The following is an 18,177-nucleotide window of genomic DNA, read 5'->3' as shown; positions in this document are numbered from 1 at the left end:
CAAAAAAAACAAACCGCTTTGACTTGCATGGGTGTTTAATCGCCTTACATCATGACAACGTCAAACTGCTCTTGGCTATACAAGTTCTCTGTTTGAATACTAACTTGTTTACCAATAAACAGTTCAAGTTCTGCAAGGTTGTGATACTCGTCATTAATTAACGCTTCACTCACCGCTGCCGACGCATAAACCATGAACTTATCAGCATCATAAGCGCGGTTGACTCGCACAATTTCACGTAGGATCTCATAGCAGACTGTCTCAACGGTTTTCAATGAACCGCGGCCTGAACATGATGGGCATACATCACATAAGATATGCTCTAAACTCTCGCGCGTTCGCTTGCGCGTCATCTCTACTAAGCCCAAAGCTGATAAGCCATTAATATTGGCTTTGGCTCTGTCTTTAGCAAGTGCTGTTTCTAGAGAATGTAATACTCGACGCTTGTGCTCATCTGATACCATATCGATGAAGTCGATAATAATAATACCACCTAGGTTACGCAGTCTTAGTTGACGCGCAATTGCAGATGTAGCCTCAACATTGGTATTAAAAATGGTTTCTTCTAAATTACGATGACCAACAAACGCTCCTGTGTTTACGTCAACCGTTGTCATCGCTTCGGTTTGATCTATGATTAGATAACCGCCTGATTTTAAATCCACTTTTCGATGAAGCGCTTTTTGAATTTCACTCTCAACATCAAATAAATCGAAAATCGGCCGCTCACCCGGATAGTACTCTAAGGCATTAGACAACAGCGGTACGAACTCTTCGGTGAAGGTTTTAAGCTCTTGATAGGTCAACTTCGAATCAACACGGATACGCTCCATGTCTTCACCGACATAATCTCGCAATGTTCTAAATGCCAAAGTCAGATCTTCGTGCAAAATCGCGGCTTTACTGGTTTTTCGACGACGACCAATGATTTTCTGCCATAGCTTTTTCAAAAACTCAGCATCATGTTGCAGTTCAGCCTCAGTCGCGCCCTCTGCAGCAGTACGAACGATAAAGCCACCATTTTCATCATTGTATTGCGCCACAATCTTTTTAAGACGACTGCGTTCCTCTTCAGTTTCAATACGCTGACTTACGCCAACATGCGTGGCATCTGGCATAAACACCAAATAACGCGAAGGAATGGTAATGTCTGTGGTTAAACGTGCCCCTTTGGTACCCAATGGATCTTTTACCACTTGCACCATGATGTATTGGCCTTGCTTAACCAATTCACGAATATCTTGTACTTTTTTGACTGGCTGATCGTCCACGCCTTCCTCAACAGATGCACTGTTGACGATATCAGAAGCGTGAAGAAATGCGGCTTTTTCTAAACCTATATCTACAAAGGCAGCCTGCATACCCGGTAACACTCGGCTTACTTTACCCAAGTAAATATTACCTACAATACCTAGGTTGCCCACTCGCTCAACTTGTATTTCTTGCAGCACGCCATTTTCGATTAAAGCAACACGACTCTCACTAGGTGTCACATTAATTAATAATTCACTACTCATGCGCCCCCGCTATAAATGCTTTTATTAATTCATCTGTCTCATATAAAGGTAAGCCGACTACGGCAAAATAGCTACCCGACATCTGGGTAACAAAACGACCTCCAAGACCTTGGATCCCATAACCGCCAGCTTTGTCTTGCGGCTCGCCTGTCTGCCAATAAGCGGTAATTTCTTCATCTGTTAACGCTTTAAACGTCACATCTGTTGCCACAACTTGACTCACTACCTTGTGCTTATCAGCAACGGCAATGGCGGTTAATACTTGATGAGTTCGGCCCGATAAACGCTGCATCATAGCGGTAAAATCAACTTCATCAACAGGTTTACCCAGCGCTAAATTATCTACAACAACCACAGTATCACTGCCTAGCACTGGTTTATCGTCATATCCCATAGCCACACCTGTTTGAGCCTTAATACGTGCCAAACGTTCGACTAACTGTAATGGCGTTTCTCCAGCGAGTTGCGATTCATCTGCGTCGACTGAAAACTGGACAAACTCATAACCTAATTGCGCAAGCAGTTGCTTACGTCTTGCTGAAGCTGAAGCGAGGTAAAGCGTGGTCATTATCTGATCCTAAATTGTCTTCGATATTTACGCAGTAGTAAAAAGATCCACGGCCAACAAAACATCCCAGTCAGGGCGGGCCATAAATACTCAGGATTAAAATAAATATCGAGTAAGAAGTGATTCAACCAAAATTGTAGCAAATGATATAAGGCTAAGAACAAACCGACTAATACTGCTTGCTGCCAAATCGAAAAGTTACGAATTTTTTGAAAGTTACTCACTGTAATATAAATACATATCGAGTAACACAATGAGTTAACCCCCAGCGGCGAGCCGGTTGCTAAATCAATAATAAGCCCTGTTACCCACGCCCAACCAATGTTAACTCGGTGGGGTAAAGCCAACGACCAATACATGAGCACTAGCAGTACCCAGTCAGGTCGAAAGATATCTGTAGACAAGGGTAACGGCATCAGTGCCATGACTAATGCTAAAAAAAGTGAAAAACAAATCAATAAATAATGACGCTTAATCATTACGATTTTCCAAGCTTTGTTTGCCCAATACCACCAATAAGCGGACTCGGTCTAATTGTGCAATTGGCTCCGCATACACTTTCGCAAAAGGCACACTTTCATCACGATCAATGGAGGTGACAACAGCAACTGGGTAGCCCTCAGGAAAAGTACCACCTAGCCCTGAAGTCACCAATACATCCCCTATTCTAACATCCAAACTATGAGGTACATGTGACAGGGTTAACTGATTTAATTTACCCATACCCTCAACGACCGTACGCACATCATTTCTTAAAATACGGACTGGCGTTGCGTGTGTGGTGTCTGTAACGAGTAAGACGCGAGAAGTTGTGGTACCGGTATGCGTCACTTGACCTACAATACCAAGCTCATCAATAACCGCTTGCCCTACTTGCAAACCATCTATAGTGCCTCGGTTTATCACCACTTGATGACTATATCGATTTGAATGCACAGAGAGTACTTGACCAATAAGACGAGAGCTTTTCTCACGCGAAGAGGCATTTAATAAAGCTCTGAGCTCTTGATTTTCTTTTTGTAGAAATTGTAGTTGTTGCAGCTGCTCACTCTGAAGTAACTGCTTTTCTCTGAGCGCTTGGTTTTCGTCAAGCAGTTGATCTCGAGTTTGTAAGCTGCGCGCACCTAGGCTCAACACCTCATAAGGCACATTAGCAAAGTACAGCAGGGGACTTACCAGTGTATGCAAGCTGGTACGCAGCACAGTACCGCCGCTCGTATAGCGATCACCAAGTATTAGTAAAATACTTAAAATGACCGCGACGGTCAGCCTAAATTGTAGTGATATCGTACGGCCAAATAATAAGTTCATTAGTCGTAACTAAATACATCACCACCATGCATATCAATCATTTCAAGCGCTTTACCACCACCACGAGCAACACAAGTTAGCGGGTCGTCAGCAACCACAACTGGAATACCTGTTTCTTCCATAAGAAGTCTATCTAAGTCTTTTAGTAGCGCGCCACCACCAGTCAGCACCATACCGTGCGCAGATATATCAGAAGCAAGTTCTGGTGGAGATTGCTCTAGTGCAACCATTACCGCACTCACGATACCCATTAACGGCTCTTGAAGTGCCTCTAAAATTTCGTGTGAGTTTAGAGTAAATGAACGTGGTACACCTTCCGCTAGGTTACGGCCGCGAACTTCAATTTCAATTGGCTCTTCGCTCTTAAATGCCGAACCAATTTCATGCTTGATAGTCTCTGCTGTTGCTTCACCGATTAAGCTACCAAAGTTACGACGAACATAGTTGATAATCGCTTCGTCGAACTTATCACCACCGATACGTACCGATGATGAATAAACCACACCATTTAAAGAGATAATCGCAACTTCGGTTGTACCACCACCAATATCAACAACCATAGAACCCGTTGCTTCAGATACTGGTAAGCCAGCACCAATTGCAGCAGCCATCGGCTCTTCGATTAGGTAAACCTCACGGGCACCAGCGCCCATTGCAGATTCACGAATTGCACGCTTTTCAACTTGAGTTGCACCACAAGGTACACAAATAAGTACACGAGGGCTTGGGCGCATAAAATTATTATTGTGCACTTGCTTGATGAAGTGCTGTAGCATTTTTTCAGTCACATAGAAGTCTGCAATCACCCCATCTTTCATTGGGCGAATTGCTTTGATGTTACCAGGTGTACGGCCGAGCATTTGCTTTGCCGCAGTACCCACTGACGCCACACTTTTAGGTCCACCAGCTCGTTCTTGACGAATGGCCACTACTGAAGGTTCGTTTAGTACAATGCCTTCTTCTTTAACATAAATAAGGGTGTTTGCCGTACCTAAATCGATTGATAGGTCGTTAGAGAATAATCCGCGTAATTTTTTAAACATGAGGTTGAATAACCTTAAAGAATTCTTTTAAACACAGTGGCAGCCAACTAGACTGCCACTAATAATTTTTAGCGCTCTCGTACTAAACGAAAGCCGATATAATTTGCTCTGAAATCGGGTGCTAACGCCAAACGTGTCGATACACGCGCAAGACTTGGTGCAAAGTTCCAAGCACCACCGCGTACAGTAACATCATTCTGAGAGGCACGTTTTTGTGTCCACTCCCAGACGTTACCTACCGTGTCGTATAGGCCATAGTTATTAGGTGCAAATTCACCAACAGGGGCTGCACTCCTATTTGACCATTCACTGCCACACCAACCACAGTTTGCTAGGTTTTTGCCAATCTCATTACCCCAAGGGTATTCTGAGGTTGTGCCTGCACGCGCTGCGTACTCCCACTCAACCTCATTAGGTAGACGATATTGTTTGCCTTCTTCCCCAGATAACCAGTTTGCGTAGGCTTTTGCGTCTTCATAAGACACACAAACAACCGGAAAGTTCTCACTTTGCTCATAACCTGGGTTTTGCCAGTTATAATCTAGCTCCCATACTGGTTCGCCGTTTCGATAGTAAGCGCACCCTTTTGCTTTTTCAGCATCGGTTGTAAACCCAGTGCTTTGCACAAAGCGTCGAAATTCAGAAACCGTCACTTCTTTGCTTTGCATCGCGTATGAATTGCTCAATACCTTCTCAACAACGGGTCTTTCATTCGCCAAACCATTACCCGTTAGATCACCCATCTTAAATGAGCCTGCAGGAATAATACTGATTTGGTTGTTCACTGACTGATTAACCAAACTCACTGCTTGAGATGTAACTGGCGACTCTGAAACTAGGCTTACTGCAGGTTGCTCTACCTTTTTAGTCTCGACTTTTGGGTTCGACGACAAAGGTTGAGCTACCTTTGCCGCTCTAGGCTTTTTTACAAGCTGCGCATGGATCGTTTGTGCACGGCGAATATTCACACGTGTTTTATAAGGTTCATACCCCAACTTACGTACTTCAATTTCATGCATGCCAACTGGGATTTGTAAATTCAGTTTTGTGGAGCCATAGCTCACACCATTAATGAATACTTCATCGTCGTATACGTTAGAGCGCAATGTTAGCTCAACCAGTTTATCTGTTTGTTTCTGAACTGGTGCTGATGCAACAGGTGTTGGCGCTCGCTCTACCACAGGCATAACCGTGCGCGGTTGCGTCACAGCGTTATCTTCTGCGTAATTAAGCTGGGTGTCAGAAAACGTTGTTGGGTAACTATTATGATACCCGATACCACCAGATAATGGCGTGCCATATTCTGAACAGAAGCGGTTATCGACGCTCAATAAGCCACATAAGCGACTAGCATTCACATCGCCTCGCATCGTCACACTCAAGTTTACGCTGTAATTGCCTTGACCACTGAAAGAGCTTGCAGTGACATGACTGCTCACTACTTTCACTTGTGCACCAGCTAGGTTGCGTTTTGGCTCAACCAAACGCTGCTCAGTCAAGTTTGCAAATAGTTGGTCAATAAAACGTTGCGTCGACTTCTGCAGACCCATCTGCTGACCACGTTGCTCACATGCCGCTAGCGTTTCTGTACGCTTACAGTTAATGGTATGTTCGATTTCTAGCGTGCCTTCACGGCTAAATTCGTTTCTTAAGCGCTCGACTCGGGCGGTGCTTAATTGGTCTTTTAAGCTCTCAAGGGTATTAACTAAGGTGTGTTTGGTAATGCGAATCTGTTTGATATCTTGTCGGTGTGATGCAATCGCCGCCAATTGCATAGTGATATCTTCTTTATTCTGTTTATGTAAAGCAACCGCTTCTTGATATCGCGTTTGAGCGGCTGAAATGTTTAAAGAAGGATCATCGATAAGCCTGCGATATAACTCGTTCATTGCATCGAGCGCTTGGTTTTTTTCTTTATCTAGCTCGGTAGAACGGTTTCTTAGCAAGTCTAGCTGTGACACTAAACGTGTTTCTTCACTGAGATGCTTATCTAAAATCTGAGTATAGTTTTCTAATTCGTTTTGCTTGACTGACAATTCAGCTTCGATTGCTGTGACGGTCGCGGTATCTTGTGCAAATACATTGGCTGCCAGTAATGTAGCAGATATCAAGAGAGATAAAGGAGCGATTCGCATATTTTCCATTCCCAAAAGCGGCGATTATTTGGTCTTTGTTATTTTTTATAATTAATGCTTTATGCTATGTACTTAAACAGTAAAACACAAGCTTTGAACACACTAATATGTGAGTTTACAACTATTATCCACCCGCTTGCTACCTTTCTAGAAATATTTTCATCTCAAGATCTCAGCTGTTAGACTGAGGTTTTACACTCAATCATCATCAGTATGGATAATAATCAGTTTGTATTGCCTGAATCTCCCGTTCAAGAAATTCAACATCCGTTACTTGAACAAAAAAAGATCAAGCTCGCAATTAAACGAGATGACTTACTGCATCCTGTCATTTCAGGTAATAAATGGCGCAAGCTCAAATACAACTTGATCAATATGAAAAGCAAAGGCCATGACTCTTTCGTCACCTTTGGCGGTGCTTTCTCGAACCATTTATATGCCAGTGCAATGGCATGTAAAACTTTCAACTTAACTGGTCACGCAATTATTCGAGGGCCAGACATTGATGAAAATAACCCAACCATTAAGATGACCCGTGCCTGTGGTATGAACTTATATGCGGTAAACCGTAAAACGTATCGATTGCGCTATGATCCTGCTTATCTGAAAAGCCTACAAACTGAATTTCCTAACAGCTTCATTATACCCGAGGGTGGTACTAATAAAGCGGCACTGAACGGTGTGGCAGAATTAGCGAAAAGTTTACCTCAATCAGATTATGTGATTTGTGCAACAGGTAGTGGAGGCACTGTCGCGGGGCTTGCCAAAGGGTGCACGCACAACACCCAAGTTATGGGCATCGCTGTCTTAAAGCAAGCTGACTATCTTAATCAAGAAATCGCGCAACTACTGACAGATAATCACAGTGGCGCACCATGGCAGTTATTAACAGATCATCACTACGGTGGATATGGTAAATTCACAGAGGATGTTTGGACATTTTGTCAGCTTATGAGACAAACATATCAACTGCCTTTAGAGCCTATATATACAGGTAAAATGCTGTTTACTGTATGGCAACTCATAAGCCAAGATTACTTCCCTCAGGGCAGTAGTATCATGGCCATTCATACTGGCGGTTTACAAGGTCTTGACGGTTTGAAATATCGCGGCTTAATAACCCGCTAGCTCTAACTGCTGAAGTGGCTCCGAAAAATAATATCCCTGAGCACCTTTTACGCCTAAACGCTGCAAGCAGCGTAGTTCGGTTTGCGTTTCAACCCCCACAGCATAAACCGGTAAGCCAAGCTGTTTACCCTGCCTAACGATATGACGTATAACCTTTTGCTGGGCATGTGACTCATCTATGTTATGAACAAGATCAAAAGATAGCTTTAAGGCTTTTATACATTGCACTTGCTTTAAGTCCTTCACATTAAAGGACTCTGATACTTGATCAAGTACTAACCCCGTACCAACTGTTTCTAGTCTGAACACTATATCTTCCAGTAATACACGTTGCTGACAAAAATCATCTAAAGTCATTTCAAATAATACCCGTTTTGCCAACTTACTTTGTGCTAACTTTTCCAAAAGCCAATTAGCAAATTTAGGATCGCACCAATTAATAGTATGAATGTTCACACTCGCCAACAAATGGCTTTTGTCTTTACCCAGCACCTTAAAAGTATGCTCGACAATAAAAGTGTCTAATGTCCATAAGCTTTCTTTGCTATGCAACTGAGGAACAAATTGCTTGGCCGCAATTAAACCAAGCTTCTCATGCCTCACTCTTAATAATGCTTCACTCTGAGTAATTTCTTGAGTCGCAAAACAGAATAAGGGTTGGAAAAAGAGAATAAACTGACCATTCTCAATATACTTAATGAAGTCTGATTCTGAGTTTTGCATAGATATTTCGTGCGTTTTATTGAGTGGCGTAAGGTGAATATGCTGCCACACATTATTAGTCGCAACACTTAATGCAGAGCGTGCAAGCTGATAAACCTGAGTTTGATCACATTTTGACTGATAATAACAAGCACCTAATTTAACCACTTTACGTGAAAGGTCACCGCGAATGGCGAATAGGATTTGATACACCACTTCGTGCATTTTTTTACTGACAGCTGAGACATCCCCCCAAGCAACTTGCTCGATAGTGACCGCTAAAGCACCTGAGTTTAAGTATTTAACTGAGCATTTGGCATATTTAGAAAAGTGCTTGTGGAATTGAATCGCGAAATGCTGCTGTGCGTGGATACCTTCTTCTAGGTGATAGCTCCATTTGATCAACGCAAAAATACTAAACAAATTCTCGTCTGTACTTCTTGGTTGCTGGATTGAAGGCAGCACATTTTCTCTTTCGATAGGCAAAGACTTCTGTGGTTGGCGAAGAAATGGTTTAGGTCTCACTCTATATATCAGCCACCAGCGATAGCCAAATACAATTAGACCTATAAATAACAAATTAAACATCAATAAGGTGCTTGCATACTTCTGCAATACTTTTGGGTGTTGTACGTAAATTGTTGAGCCCTCAAACTCAAAAGTGTCTAGGTTTTTTATATTTGAACTTGGTTTTGTGCCGAATGAGACGAACTGCAAGTTAAATTGTCGCGCCAATATATCGAGTTTGTCATCTGTTCGCTCTACTTCAGACAATAAACTTACTTGCTGAACAAACTGCATGCCTCTTTGATGGATCTGTAGGTGGAATAAATGAATGAGCAGTGCATTAAGAAAGCATACAAGTAATATCGAGGCAATCGCTAAATACCACTTAGATAATGTGTCTGTTACGCGTTTAAATAGCGGCTTCATCACCATACAACACCTCAATCAACATTGACTAAGTGTTGTTCACAAGTCTTAAAAACTCAAGTTTAGCGCACGGAAAGCCTTGTATTAGTTTATTGGCAAATAATTTTAAATAAGAGAAAAAATAAAACCCTGCAAAAGCAGGGTTTTATTAAATCTATTTCGTTTTATAAACGAGTTAATCGTTAGAACGGAATATCGTCATCAAAGTCGATTGGTGGTTCCATCGGATTTGATGCACCGCCTTGTGGTGCTGATTGTGGTTTAGGTGCAAACCCGCCTTGCTGTTGACCCGACTGCTGCTGAGGTGCAAAACCGCCCTGCTGTTGTCCCGATTGCTGCTGCGGTGCAAAACTACCTTGCTGAGACTGCTGCTGTTGCGGTGCGAAACCACCTTGCTGTTGTGGTGTCTGCTGTTGCTGTGGCGCTTGGTTATATTGAGACTGTTGATTATTAAAACCACCAGACTGCTGACCTTGATACTGGCCACCGCCTTGCTGTTCACCACGGCCACCCAACATTTGCATCTGACCGCCCATGTCTACAACGATTTCTGTTGTATACTTCTCTTGTCCGCTTTGGTCTGTCCATTTACGTGTCTGCAAACGACCTTCGATATAAACTTGTGAGCCCTTACGTAAGTATTCACCTGCAACTTCAGCTAATTTACCGAACAACACAACACGGTGCCATTCAGTACGCTCTTGCATTTGCCCTGTGTTTTTATCTTTCCAGCTATCTGTTGTAGCAATGCTGATGTTTGCTACACCGTTACCATTTGGCATGTAACGAACTTCTGGGTCTTGGCCTAAGTTACCAACCAAAATTACTTTGTTTACACCGCGTGCCATGACGCACTCTCCTCACACTAATTCAAGCCAAGTATTTGCTTTGCTTGGTTTATATCAAATTCTTTATCATTTACTTTTAGGTAACTACGATTTTCGTCGTTCACCATCGTTGCTTCGATCACTCCCGGTAGCGCCACCAATTGCTCAGCTAATTGCTCAGCTCTATGTTGGTCGGATAAATCAGCCATTAAACTGATCACTTTACTCTTAGGAGGGATCTGCATTTGCCATGCAATAAATAGCCATATTACCCCAACTCCTGCTGCAGCCGCAAACACTGTATTCGCTTCACCAATTTGCGCTAGATAACCCCCTAAAATACCACCTAAAAACGCCCCAAAGAATTGCCCCGATGAGAAAACGCCCATTGCAGAACCTTTCTGATTTGCAGGTGCTATGCGCGAGACCAAGGCCGGCATCGTCGCTTCAAGGAAGTTAAAAGCAATAAAGTAAAACAACATGCACAAGGCAATACTCATGATTGACGTTGGCAATAAAATAAGACCTAACGCACTAAAAATTAGCACGAAAATAGAAAGTAAAAAGACCTGTTTTTCTTTTTGTTTTTTGATGGCAATGATCATTAAAGGCGCCATTAAAATAAATGCAGCCAATAAAACGGGAATATAAAGCTGCCAGTGACTTTCAGCCGCTAAACCGCCAATGATTAACTGACCAGGCAAAACCACAAATAAGGTTGTGAGCGTGAGGTGAAGTAACATCACACCAAGATCTAAGCGAAGTAACTGCGGATGCTTTGCCAGTCGTTTTATATCAGCAACAGACGCGACTGTATCGCCTTTTGGGGCGCGATTTAATGCATTAGGGACCACAAAAGACACAATCACAATGCCTAAAATTGCTAACCCTGCTGTTAACCAGAATACTCCTGAAATACCAAATGAGGCCGCCACCATAGGCCCAAGTAGCATAGCAACAGCAAAACTTAAGCCGATACACATACCTATCACGGCCATCACTTTAGGGCGTTGCTCATCTCGACTTAAATCTGCAGCTAAAGCCAATAAAGCACTGGCAATGGCGCCCATACCTTGTAAAGCTCGGCCAACCGTTACCCAGTAAATTGAATCTGCGACTGCGGCAATCACTGAGCCGATAGCAAACACGACTAAGCCACCAATTATGACTGGCTTTCTACCCACTTTATCGGATAACCAGCCCATCGGGATCTGTAATAAAGCTTGGGTTAAACCATATGCGCCGATTGCTAAACCGATCCACATTGGCGAGACATGCTCAAGTGACTGACCATAAATGGCCAGCACAGGCATCAGCATAAATAAACCGAGCATTCTGAATGCGAATACACTGGCTAGCGAAAAAGCAGCGCGTTTTTCTAAGGCGTTTAATGATTGGTTAGACATAGTTCTCGTTATTACTGGCTCGCAAATGCGCGCGACAGTTTAACAAAAAAATAGCCGTTGCAAAAAACTTAATCTAATTTGTATTTTTTTAGGATCTCACTGATCTTGCCAGTTTGCTTTAGCGCTTCTAAAGCCCGCTCCAAACGCGCTTTTATTTTTGGAGAGACACTCTGCTTGCTCAGTGCAATGTAAACCGGCTCTCGATTAATAACGAAGGGGTTTATTTCAACTTGCATATAATCTGGATTATTTTCAGATTGATAGAGCATGTTATATTTTTCAGCAAAGAAACCAGAAATACGACCATGCTTGAGCATGCTAACTCGCAACTTATTATTTGTGATCACTGTAAAACGCTCTTCGACATTTGGCGTATTCTTTAACAGTGCGTCCACTTCAGCCCCATAGACCGCATCTCGATGAATTGCAATAGGTGCTGGTAATGTGAGTAAATCTTGATAACTATTAAGCGTGTAAGGCCGCGACTTATGAGTTACAAGCACAATGGTTTCGTTGCGCTGCGGGCCAATGAAATAAGCAAACCGTTCACGCTGCTTGGTTGGTGACATACTGAGCATCATAGCTATCTCACCCGTTTCAAGCATTTTGATTGAACGGCCCCAAGGTAAACTTACAAATCTATAACTACAATTTGCTTCTTCTAAAAGCGCTTTGGCAAAATCAACGTCTAGGCCGTGCCAGCTCAAAGCGTCGGCTTGGCTGTTATAACGGGCAAAATTTTCAAAACGCACCACTAAATTACAATCAGGGTTAATGCGCGTGCCCGTGAGCGCCTGTACATTAAGACTGAAAACCAAAAAGAGAAGGAGTACGTATAATCTTTTCAAAATTTATTAGCCACATTTTTACCACCTATTCAGTGTAGATGCTTTTATAAAGAAGCGATAATTTTCACAAAAATGTGCGATACTGTGGCGAAGTTTGATTACACCCTCAAGCAGTTACTGGAGCATCATGGATAATATAGAAGTAAGAGGCGCCCGCACCCATAACCTGAAGAATATTTCACTGACTATTCCACGTGATAAGTTGATTGTTATCACAGGTTTATCTGGCTCAGGCAAATCCTCTCTTGCGTTTGATACTTTATATGCAGAAGGCCAACGCCGTTATGTCGAGTCGCTTTCTGCTTATGCGCGCCAATTTTTATCTTTGATGGAAAAACCCGATGTAGACCATATTGAAGGTCTTTCACCTGCAATTTCCATTGAGCAAAAATCAACGTCTCACAACCCTCGTTCTACTGTGGGTACTATTACCGAGATTTACGATTACCTACGCTTACTATTCGCACGTGTGGGTGAGCCTCGCTGTCCGACTCATGATTTACCGCTTGCAGCACAGACTATCAGCCAGATGGTAGATACTGTTTTAGAGCAACCTGAAGGTAGCAAGCTAATGCTGTTAGCGCCTGTGGTAAAAAACCGTAAGGGTGAACACGTCAAACTATTCGAGCAATTGAGTGCTCAAGGCTACATTCGAGCCCGTGTTGATGGTGAAGTGTGTGATTTAAGCGATCCACCAACCCTCGAATTACATAAAAAACACACCATTGAAGTGGTTGTTGACCGCTTTAAAGTGAAAGATGGCTTACAACAACGTTTGGCTGAATCATTCGAAACCGCATTAGAATTATCGGGTGGTGTGGCTGTTGTTGCGAATATGGACGACACAGAACAAGCAGAGCTTACTTTCTCTGCTAACTTTGCCTGCCCAACTTGTGGCTATGCCATGACTGAGCTAGAGCCGCGTTTATTCTCATTCAACAATCCAGCAGGCGCTTGCCAAAGCTGTGATGGCTTAGGTGTACGACAATACTTTGATCCAAGTCGCGTGGTACAAAATCCTGAACTTAGTTTAAGCGGTGGTGCAATTAAAGGCTGGGACAAACGCAGTTTCTATTACTTCCAAATGCTGCAATCTGTGGCTGAGCATTATGATTTTGACTTAGAAGTACCTTTTGAGAAGTTATCTAAAGACGCGCAAAAAGTTGTTCTGGAGGGCTCAGGTAAAACTAAGATTGCTTTTAACTATCGCAATGATCGTGGTGATGTGATCACCCGTAATCACGAATTTGAAGGCGTACTAAATAATATGAGTCGCCGCTACCGTGAAACTGAATCAAGCTCTGTTCGTGAAGAGCTTGCCAAGTATCAAACCAATCAAGCCTGCCCTAGCTGTAATGGCTCGCGTTTGCGTGAAGAAGCCCGCCACGTGTTTATTGGTAAAACAACACTTCCTGATGTGACATTAATGAGCATCGGCGACGCAATGACCTTCTTCGATGAGTTAGCACTTACAGGGCAACGTGCACAAATCGCTGAAAAAATCTTAAAAGAGATCCGCGACCGTTTATCTTTCTTAATCAATGTTGGCTTGAACTATTTATCACTAGAGCGTAGTGCCGATACCCTTTCAGGCGGTGAAGCGCAGCGTATTCGTCTTGCCAGTCAAATTGGTGCCGGCCTCGTCGGCGTTATGTATGTGCTTGATGAACCGTCAATTGGTCTTCATCAACGCGATAACGACCGCTTACTTAGCACGTTAACTCATCTACGTGACTTAGGTAATACTGTAATTGTGGTTGAGCACGATGAAGATGCCATTCGTGCGGCAGATCATATTATCGATATCGGTCCAGGTGCGGGTGTACACGGCGGTCATGTTGTTGCACAAGGCTCACGTGACGACATTCTTAATTCACCTGAGTCTTTAACTGGTCAGTATTTAAGTGGTGCAAAAGCCATTGTTGTGCCTGAGCAACGCCACCAGCCGGAAGATAAATGGCTAGAACTCTTTGGCGCCACAGGTAATAACTTAAAAAATGTCGACCTGCGTATTCCATTTGGCTTAATGACCTGTATCACCGGAGTATCTGGCTCTGGTAAATCAACCCTTATTAATGACACGCTATTTAAGCTGGCTCACACAGCACTGAATGGAGCGACCACGGCTGAGCCTGCCCCTCACAAAGACATTCAAGGCCTTGAACATTTTGATAAAGTGATCGATATTGACCAAAGCCCGATTGGCCGTACACCGCGTTCAAACCCTGCAACCTATACCGGTATCTTCACAGCTATTCGTGAACTGTTTGCGGGCACACAAGAAGCGCGTTCACGTGGCTATAAAGTTGGTCGTTTTAGCTTTAACGTAAAAGGTGGTCGCTGTGAAGCATGTCAGGGTGACGGTGTTATCAAAGTTGAAATGCACTTCTTACCTGACGTATACGTACCTTGTGATGTGTGTTCTGGTAAACGTTATAACCGTGAAACCTTAGAAGTACTTTATAAAGGCAAAAACATCCATGAAGTATTAGAGATGACGGTTGAAGATGCTCGTGAGTTCTTCGATAAAATTCCAGCGATCAGCCGCAAGCTGCAAACTTTAATGGATGTTGGCTTGACTTATATTCGTTTAGGGCAAGCAGCTACTACACTTTCTGGTGGTGAAGCGCAGCGTGTGAAACTCGCTAGAGAATTATCTAAACGCGACACCGGTAAAACTCTATATATTTTGGACGAGCCGACCACAGGTTTGCACTTCCATGATATTCAGCAATTACTGGCAGTACTGCATCGCTTACGCGACCATGGCAACACTATTGTAGTGATTGAACACAATTTAGATGTGATAAAAACCGCAGATTGGATTGTCGACTTAGGCCCTGAAGGTGGCGCTGGCGGTGGTCAAATTCTTATCTCGGGTACGCCTGAAGTGGTAGCTGAATGTGACGCATCTCACACAGGTAGATATTTAAAACCCTTGCTTTAAGAGGCGTAGCACTATTTAGCATAGTGTTAAATTTTATTTAATTTTTTAAGGCTTGCCTTCATAATAGGGGCAAGCCTTTTTCTTATCTTTGAAAGATTGAAAAGCCAGAATAAAAATAATAAAACGAATAACGGATGTATTCATGCAAGCTACTACTCATGTCAAAAAATTATCACGTTTTTTTAGGCGTTTTGCCGAAAGAATCACACATTTTTGGTGCTCTTTAACTCTCGCACAAAGACTTTACTTAATTGCGTTTATTGCTTCCTTAAGTGCAGCAGCAATGCTTCATGACGCTAGCGTAGAAAATATGTATGGCTCAATGAAAAAGTCTGATGATTCAGATTCAATTGGTATTTTTGGAGTGTTATACATACTGTGCGTGCTGACGGCTCTGGTAATTGAACTATGGCCTAAATTAATAAAATTTTGGGAACATACCATTGGTAAAGCGATCATTTTTATTTTTTATGCTTTCTTAGCAAACTATGCGCTAGCTTATGCCGCTGGTACTATCAACCAAATCACTGGGGTCAGCGCTGATCACTTCCCATATACACATAATCTAAGTCTTATGTTGTCAATTCCAACTTGGTTTATGATCAGTACTTTTATCGTGCTTATACTAACCCCCTTATTACAGCCAGTATATATGGTTTTTCTCTTGCTACTAAAACCTTTTGGCCTTCAATACCGTTGGCATAAACCTGATTATCGCTTCCCAATTATTACCAGCTTTATTCGTATGTCCCTCTGTACCATTATTGCATTAGCATTTTTTTTGATTACTGTTTTATCTGGAGTTTCTGGTAGTATGAAAACCATTTTCAGTACCGTTATTGGTAACTTCTCTTCTATAAATCTTGCCTATGGCACATCTAAAGATGCTGATGAAACATCAAACGAAGATGCTTTGACGATATCCACAACTGCAACCAAATCAAAAAACAATATTACTGAAGTAAATACACAAAAAAATACTGACCATGAATACTATGAACGTGTCAACAACTACGACAACCGTATAAAGCAAATTCTTGCTTACTTTATTTATGAACTAGAAGCCGATAGCTACTCTCGATGTCAGGTCACACCAGGAAGACGTGTTGTAGAACTCAATGATTACGATATTCTGGAAATCTGGCCAATAGAAGGTAAAGAAAAAGCCTATCACTTTGAAGTGAAGCCTTGTATCTCACCCGGTATAAAACTTCATTTGTCTAGCCAAGCTAAAGCGCTATATTAGTTAAGAATAAAGATGTGCTCACAATGATAAATAATAAGAAAACGGACCAACTCATGGAAAAGCTCCCCTCTCCCAAGCACCTATCAGGTTTTTACTATGGCTTAAAAACTAAATGGCTCACTTTTTGGCGCTCTTTGACGTTTTCTCAACGCCTATACCTAACAGCTATTGTTTTTTTCATCTATCAAATTAACGGCGAAACAACCCCACCACCAGGTGTATCTGAAAATGCACAAATGATGGAGGATATGTTCTCACCTTCAAGTTTTTTATTGGTCACCATTATTATTTCTGCGCTACTCAATGAGCTTTGGCCAAAGTTAATGAAGTTCTGGGACAGTTTACCAGGCAAAGCCGTCATATTGATTTTCTACGCATTTATCGCCAACTATGCGTTAGCTTATGCGGCTGGTGCTATTAATGATATTACGGGAGTCAGTGCCGATCACTTCCCATATACCCACAACCTCAGTTTAATGCTGTCTTTACCGTCTTGGTTCTTCATCAGCACACTAACTATTTTACTGTTAGTGCCACTGTTACAGCCCTTCTATGTCTTGCTTTTGTTATTCATGCGCCCTTTTGGTTTACACACAATGTGGCACCCACCAGAATACCGATTTCCAATTATTACCAGCTTTGTGCGTATGACACTGTGTGTCATGCTCTTTGTTTTTGTACTTATGTTTACATTTACGTCGGGTATGTTTGGTGGCATGAGTACCATGTTCACGAATGTAATCGAAAGTTTTAGTAATACCACAGTAAGCACCAATATAACCGAGGAAGTTGACAAAGAACCGTCTGAACCAGCGAAGCCAAAAGAAGTGGATGCTGAACAAGTCGATCAAGCGCAACAAGATCAAAGTCCAATTTTATCTTTGAATATTGGAGAAGGTGACCCGGCAACCATTTCACTCTCTGAACGTGCCGAAGCATACGATAATAAAATCAAAACCATTCTCGCTTATTTTATCTACGAGCTAGAAGCCGATAGCTATTCTCGCTGTCAGGTCACTGTGGGGAGCCGCATGGTAGAGCTAAATGATTATGAGATTTTAGAGATCACGCAACTGTCCGAGCAAGAGCGTACTTATAAATACGAAGTCAAACCATGTATTTCGGTGGCCATTGGCCACCAATTTAAATCTTCGGTTTCAATTCCTACAGAAGAAAAACAGTAAGCTGCTGTTTTTCTTCTTCACTTAATGGTTGTGAGCTTTTATTAGCAAAATCATAACGTACCATCACGGTTTTACCCTCAGCGCAGCACTCTCCGTGCTGCCAGGCTTGCTGTAAAATCACAAATGAGCTTGATCCTAAGCGCTCAATGGCAGTTTTCACTTCGACTTCCTGACCATAAAACAGCTCCCCTTTAAAAGTAACTTCGACCTTGGCAACAATCAATTTCCATTGTTTTGGATCTAGGTCTGGGGTAAAAATCTTAAAAATAGGCACACGCGCAGCTTCAAACCAAACCGGTAGTGCGGTATTGTTGATGTGTCCGAGCACGTCGGTTTCACTAAAACGCGGCATGAGTTTTTCTGACAACATAATAATTCTAAT

Annotated in this window: 15 protein-coding genes; 4 read left to right on the top strand and 11 right to left on the bottom strand. The window is 42.5% G+C overall.

Going from position 1 to position 18,177, the window contains the following annotated elements:
* Positions 1-44: 44 nt before the first annotated feature.
* From rng to ACGHEH_RS17455, 6 genes are all read right to left on the bottom strand, one after another.
* Positions 45-1,517 (bottom strand): ribonuclease G, encoded by a 1,473-nt coding sequence (gene rng / locus ACGHEH_RS17480; RefSeq protein ID WP_390447906.1) that lies wholly within the window; start codon positions 1,515-1,517, stop codon positions 45-47.
* Positions 1,510-2,088: a Maf family protein gene (locus ACGHEH_RS17475; RefSeq protein WP_390448195.1), complete on the bottom strand. Its 579-nt coding sequence runs from the start codon at positions 2,086-2,088 to the stop codon at positions 1,510-1,512. Before ACGHEH_RS17475 ends, rng begins: the two co-directional genes overlap by 8 nt.
* Positions 2,085-2,564, bottom strand: a complete 480-nt coding sequence (gene mreD, locus ACGHEH_RS17470) for a rod shape-determining protein MreD (RefSeq protein WP_138481646.1) — start codon at positions 2,562-2,564, stop codon at positions 2,085-2,087. The genes ACGHEH_RS17475 and mreD overlap by 4 nt, the downstream gene beginning before the upstream one ends.
* Complete coding sequence (gene mreC / locus ACGHEH_RS17465; RefSeq protein ID WP_138481648.1) at positions 2,557-3,396, bottom strand: rod shape-determining protein MreC; 840 nt, start codon at positions 3,394-3,396, stop codon at positions 2,557-2,559. Before mreC ends, mreD begins: the two co-directional genes overlap by 8 nt.
* Positions 3,396-4,439, bottom strand: a complete 1,044-nt coding sequence (locus tag ACGHEH_RS17460) for a rod shape-determining protein (protein ID WP_058028534.1) — start codon at positions 4,437-4,439, stop codon at positions 3,396-3,398. Before ACGHEH_RS17460 ends, mreC begins: the two co-directional genes overlap by 1 nt.
* A 68-nt stretch (positions 4,440-4,507) precedes the next feature.
* Complete coding sequence (locus ACGHEH_RS17455) at positions 4,508-6,574, bottom strand: SUMF1/EgtB/PvdO family nonheme iron enzyme (RefSeq protein WP_390447902.1); 2,067 nt, start codon at positions 6,572-6,574, stop codon at positions 4,508-4,510.
* A 213-nt stretch (positions 6,575-6,787) separates the two neighbouring features.
* Here ACGHEH_RS17455 and ACGHEH_RS17450 point away from each other — a divergent pair, with 213 nt between their 5' ends.
* On the top strand, positions 6,788-7,702 hold the full coding sequence (locus tag ACGHEH_RS17450) for a 1-aminocyclopropane-1-carboxylate deaminase/D-cysteine desulfhydrase (protein ID WP_390447898.1): 915 nt from the start codon (positions 6,788-6,790) through the stop codon (positions 7,700-7,702).
* Here the strand turns inward: ACGHEH_RS17450 and ACGHEH_RS17445 are convergent.
* From ACGHEH_RS17445 to ACGHEH_RS17430, 4 genes are all read right to left on the bottom strand, one after another.
* Entirely contained in the window at positions 7,688-9,343 is a 1,656-nt protein-coding gene (locus ACGHEH_RS17445; protein ID WP_390447895.1) for an EAL domain-containing protein, read from the bottom strand. The two genes, ACGHEH_RS17450 and ACGHEH_RS17445, sit on opposite strands and share 15 nt — an antisense overlap.
* Positions 9,344-9,519: 176 nt before the next feature.
* Entirely contained in the window at positions 9,520-10,185 is a 666-nt protein-coding gene (gene ssb / locus ACGHEH_RS17440; protein WP_390447892.1) for a single-stranded DNA-binding protein, read from the bottom strand.
* 17 nt (positions 10,186-10,202) lie between these two features.
* Entirely contained in the window at positions 10,203-11,570 is a 1,368-nt protein-coding gene (locus tag ACGHEH_RS17435; RefSeq protein ID WP_390447889.1) for an MFS transporter, read from the bottom strand.
* 68 nt (positions 11,571-11,638) lie between these two features.
* The gene (locus tag ACGHEH_RS17430) at positions 11,639-12,418 is read right to left on the bottom strand and encodes a substrate-binding periplasmic protein (protein WP_390447887.1); all 780 of its coding nucleotides are present in this window, start codon (positions 12,416-12,418) and stop codon (positions 11,639-11,641) included.
* Between the two features lie 127 nt (positions 12,419-12,545).
* Here ACGHEH_RS17430 and uvrA point away from each other — a divergent pair, with 127 nt between their 5' ends.
* From uvrA to ACGHEH_RS17415, 3 genes are all read left to right on the top strand, one after another.
* The gene (gene uvrA / locus ACGHEH_RS17425; protein ID WP_390447884.1) at positions 12,546-15,365 is read left to right on the top strand and encodes an excinuclease ABC subunit UvrA; all 2,820 of its coding nucleotides are present in this window, start codon (positions 12,546-12,548) and stop codon (positions 15,363-15,365) included.
* Between the two features lie 142 nt (positions 15,366-15,507).
* Positions 15,508-16,611, top strand: a complete 1,104-nt coding sequence (locus ACGHEH_RS17420; RefSeq protein ID WP_390447882.1) for a hypothetical protein — start codon at positions 15,508-15,510, stop codon at positions 16,609-16,611.
* Between the two features lie 53 nt (positions 16,612-16,664).
* On the top strand, positions 16,665-17,795 hold the full coding sequence (locus tag ACGHEH_RS17415) for a hypothetical protein (protein WP_390447879.1): 1,131 nt from the start codon (positions 16,665-16,667) through the stop codon (positions 17,793-17,795).
* Here the strand turns inward: ACGHEH_RS17415 and ACGHEH_RS17410 are convergent.
* Complete coding sequence (locus tag ACGHEH_RS17410; RefSeq protein WP_390447877.1) at positions 17,776-18,165, bottom strand: acyl-CoA thioesterase; 390 nt, start codon at positions 18,163-18,165, stop codon at positions 17,776-17,778. The two genes, ACGHEH_RS17415 and ACGHEH_RS17410, sit on opposite strands and share 20 nt — an antisense overlap.
* Positions 18,166-18,177 lie beyond the last annotated feature (12 nt).

Source organism: Pseudoalteromonas sp. MTN2-4, from assembly GCF_042848605.1.
Classification (GTDB): domain Bacteria; phylum Pseudomonadota; class Gammaproteobacteria; order Enterobacterales; family Alteromonadaceae; genus Pseudoalteromonas.
The sequence above is the reverse complement of the archived record's forward strand: the minus strand, read 5'-3'. Positions and strand labels throughout refer to the sequence as shown.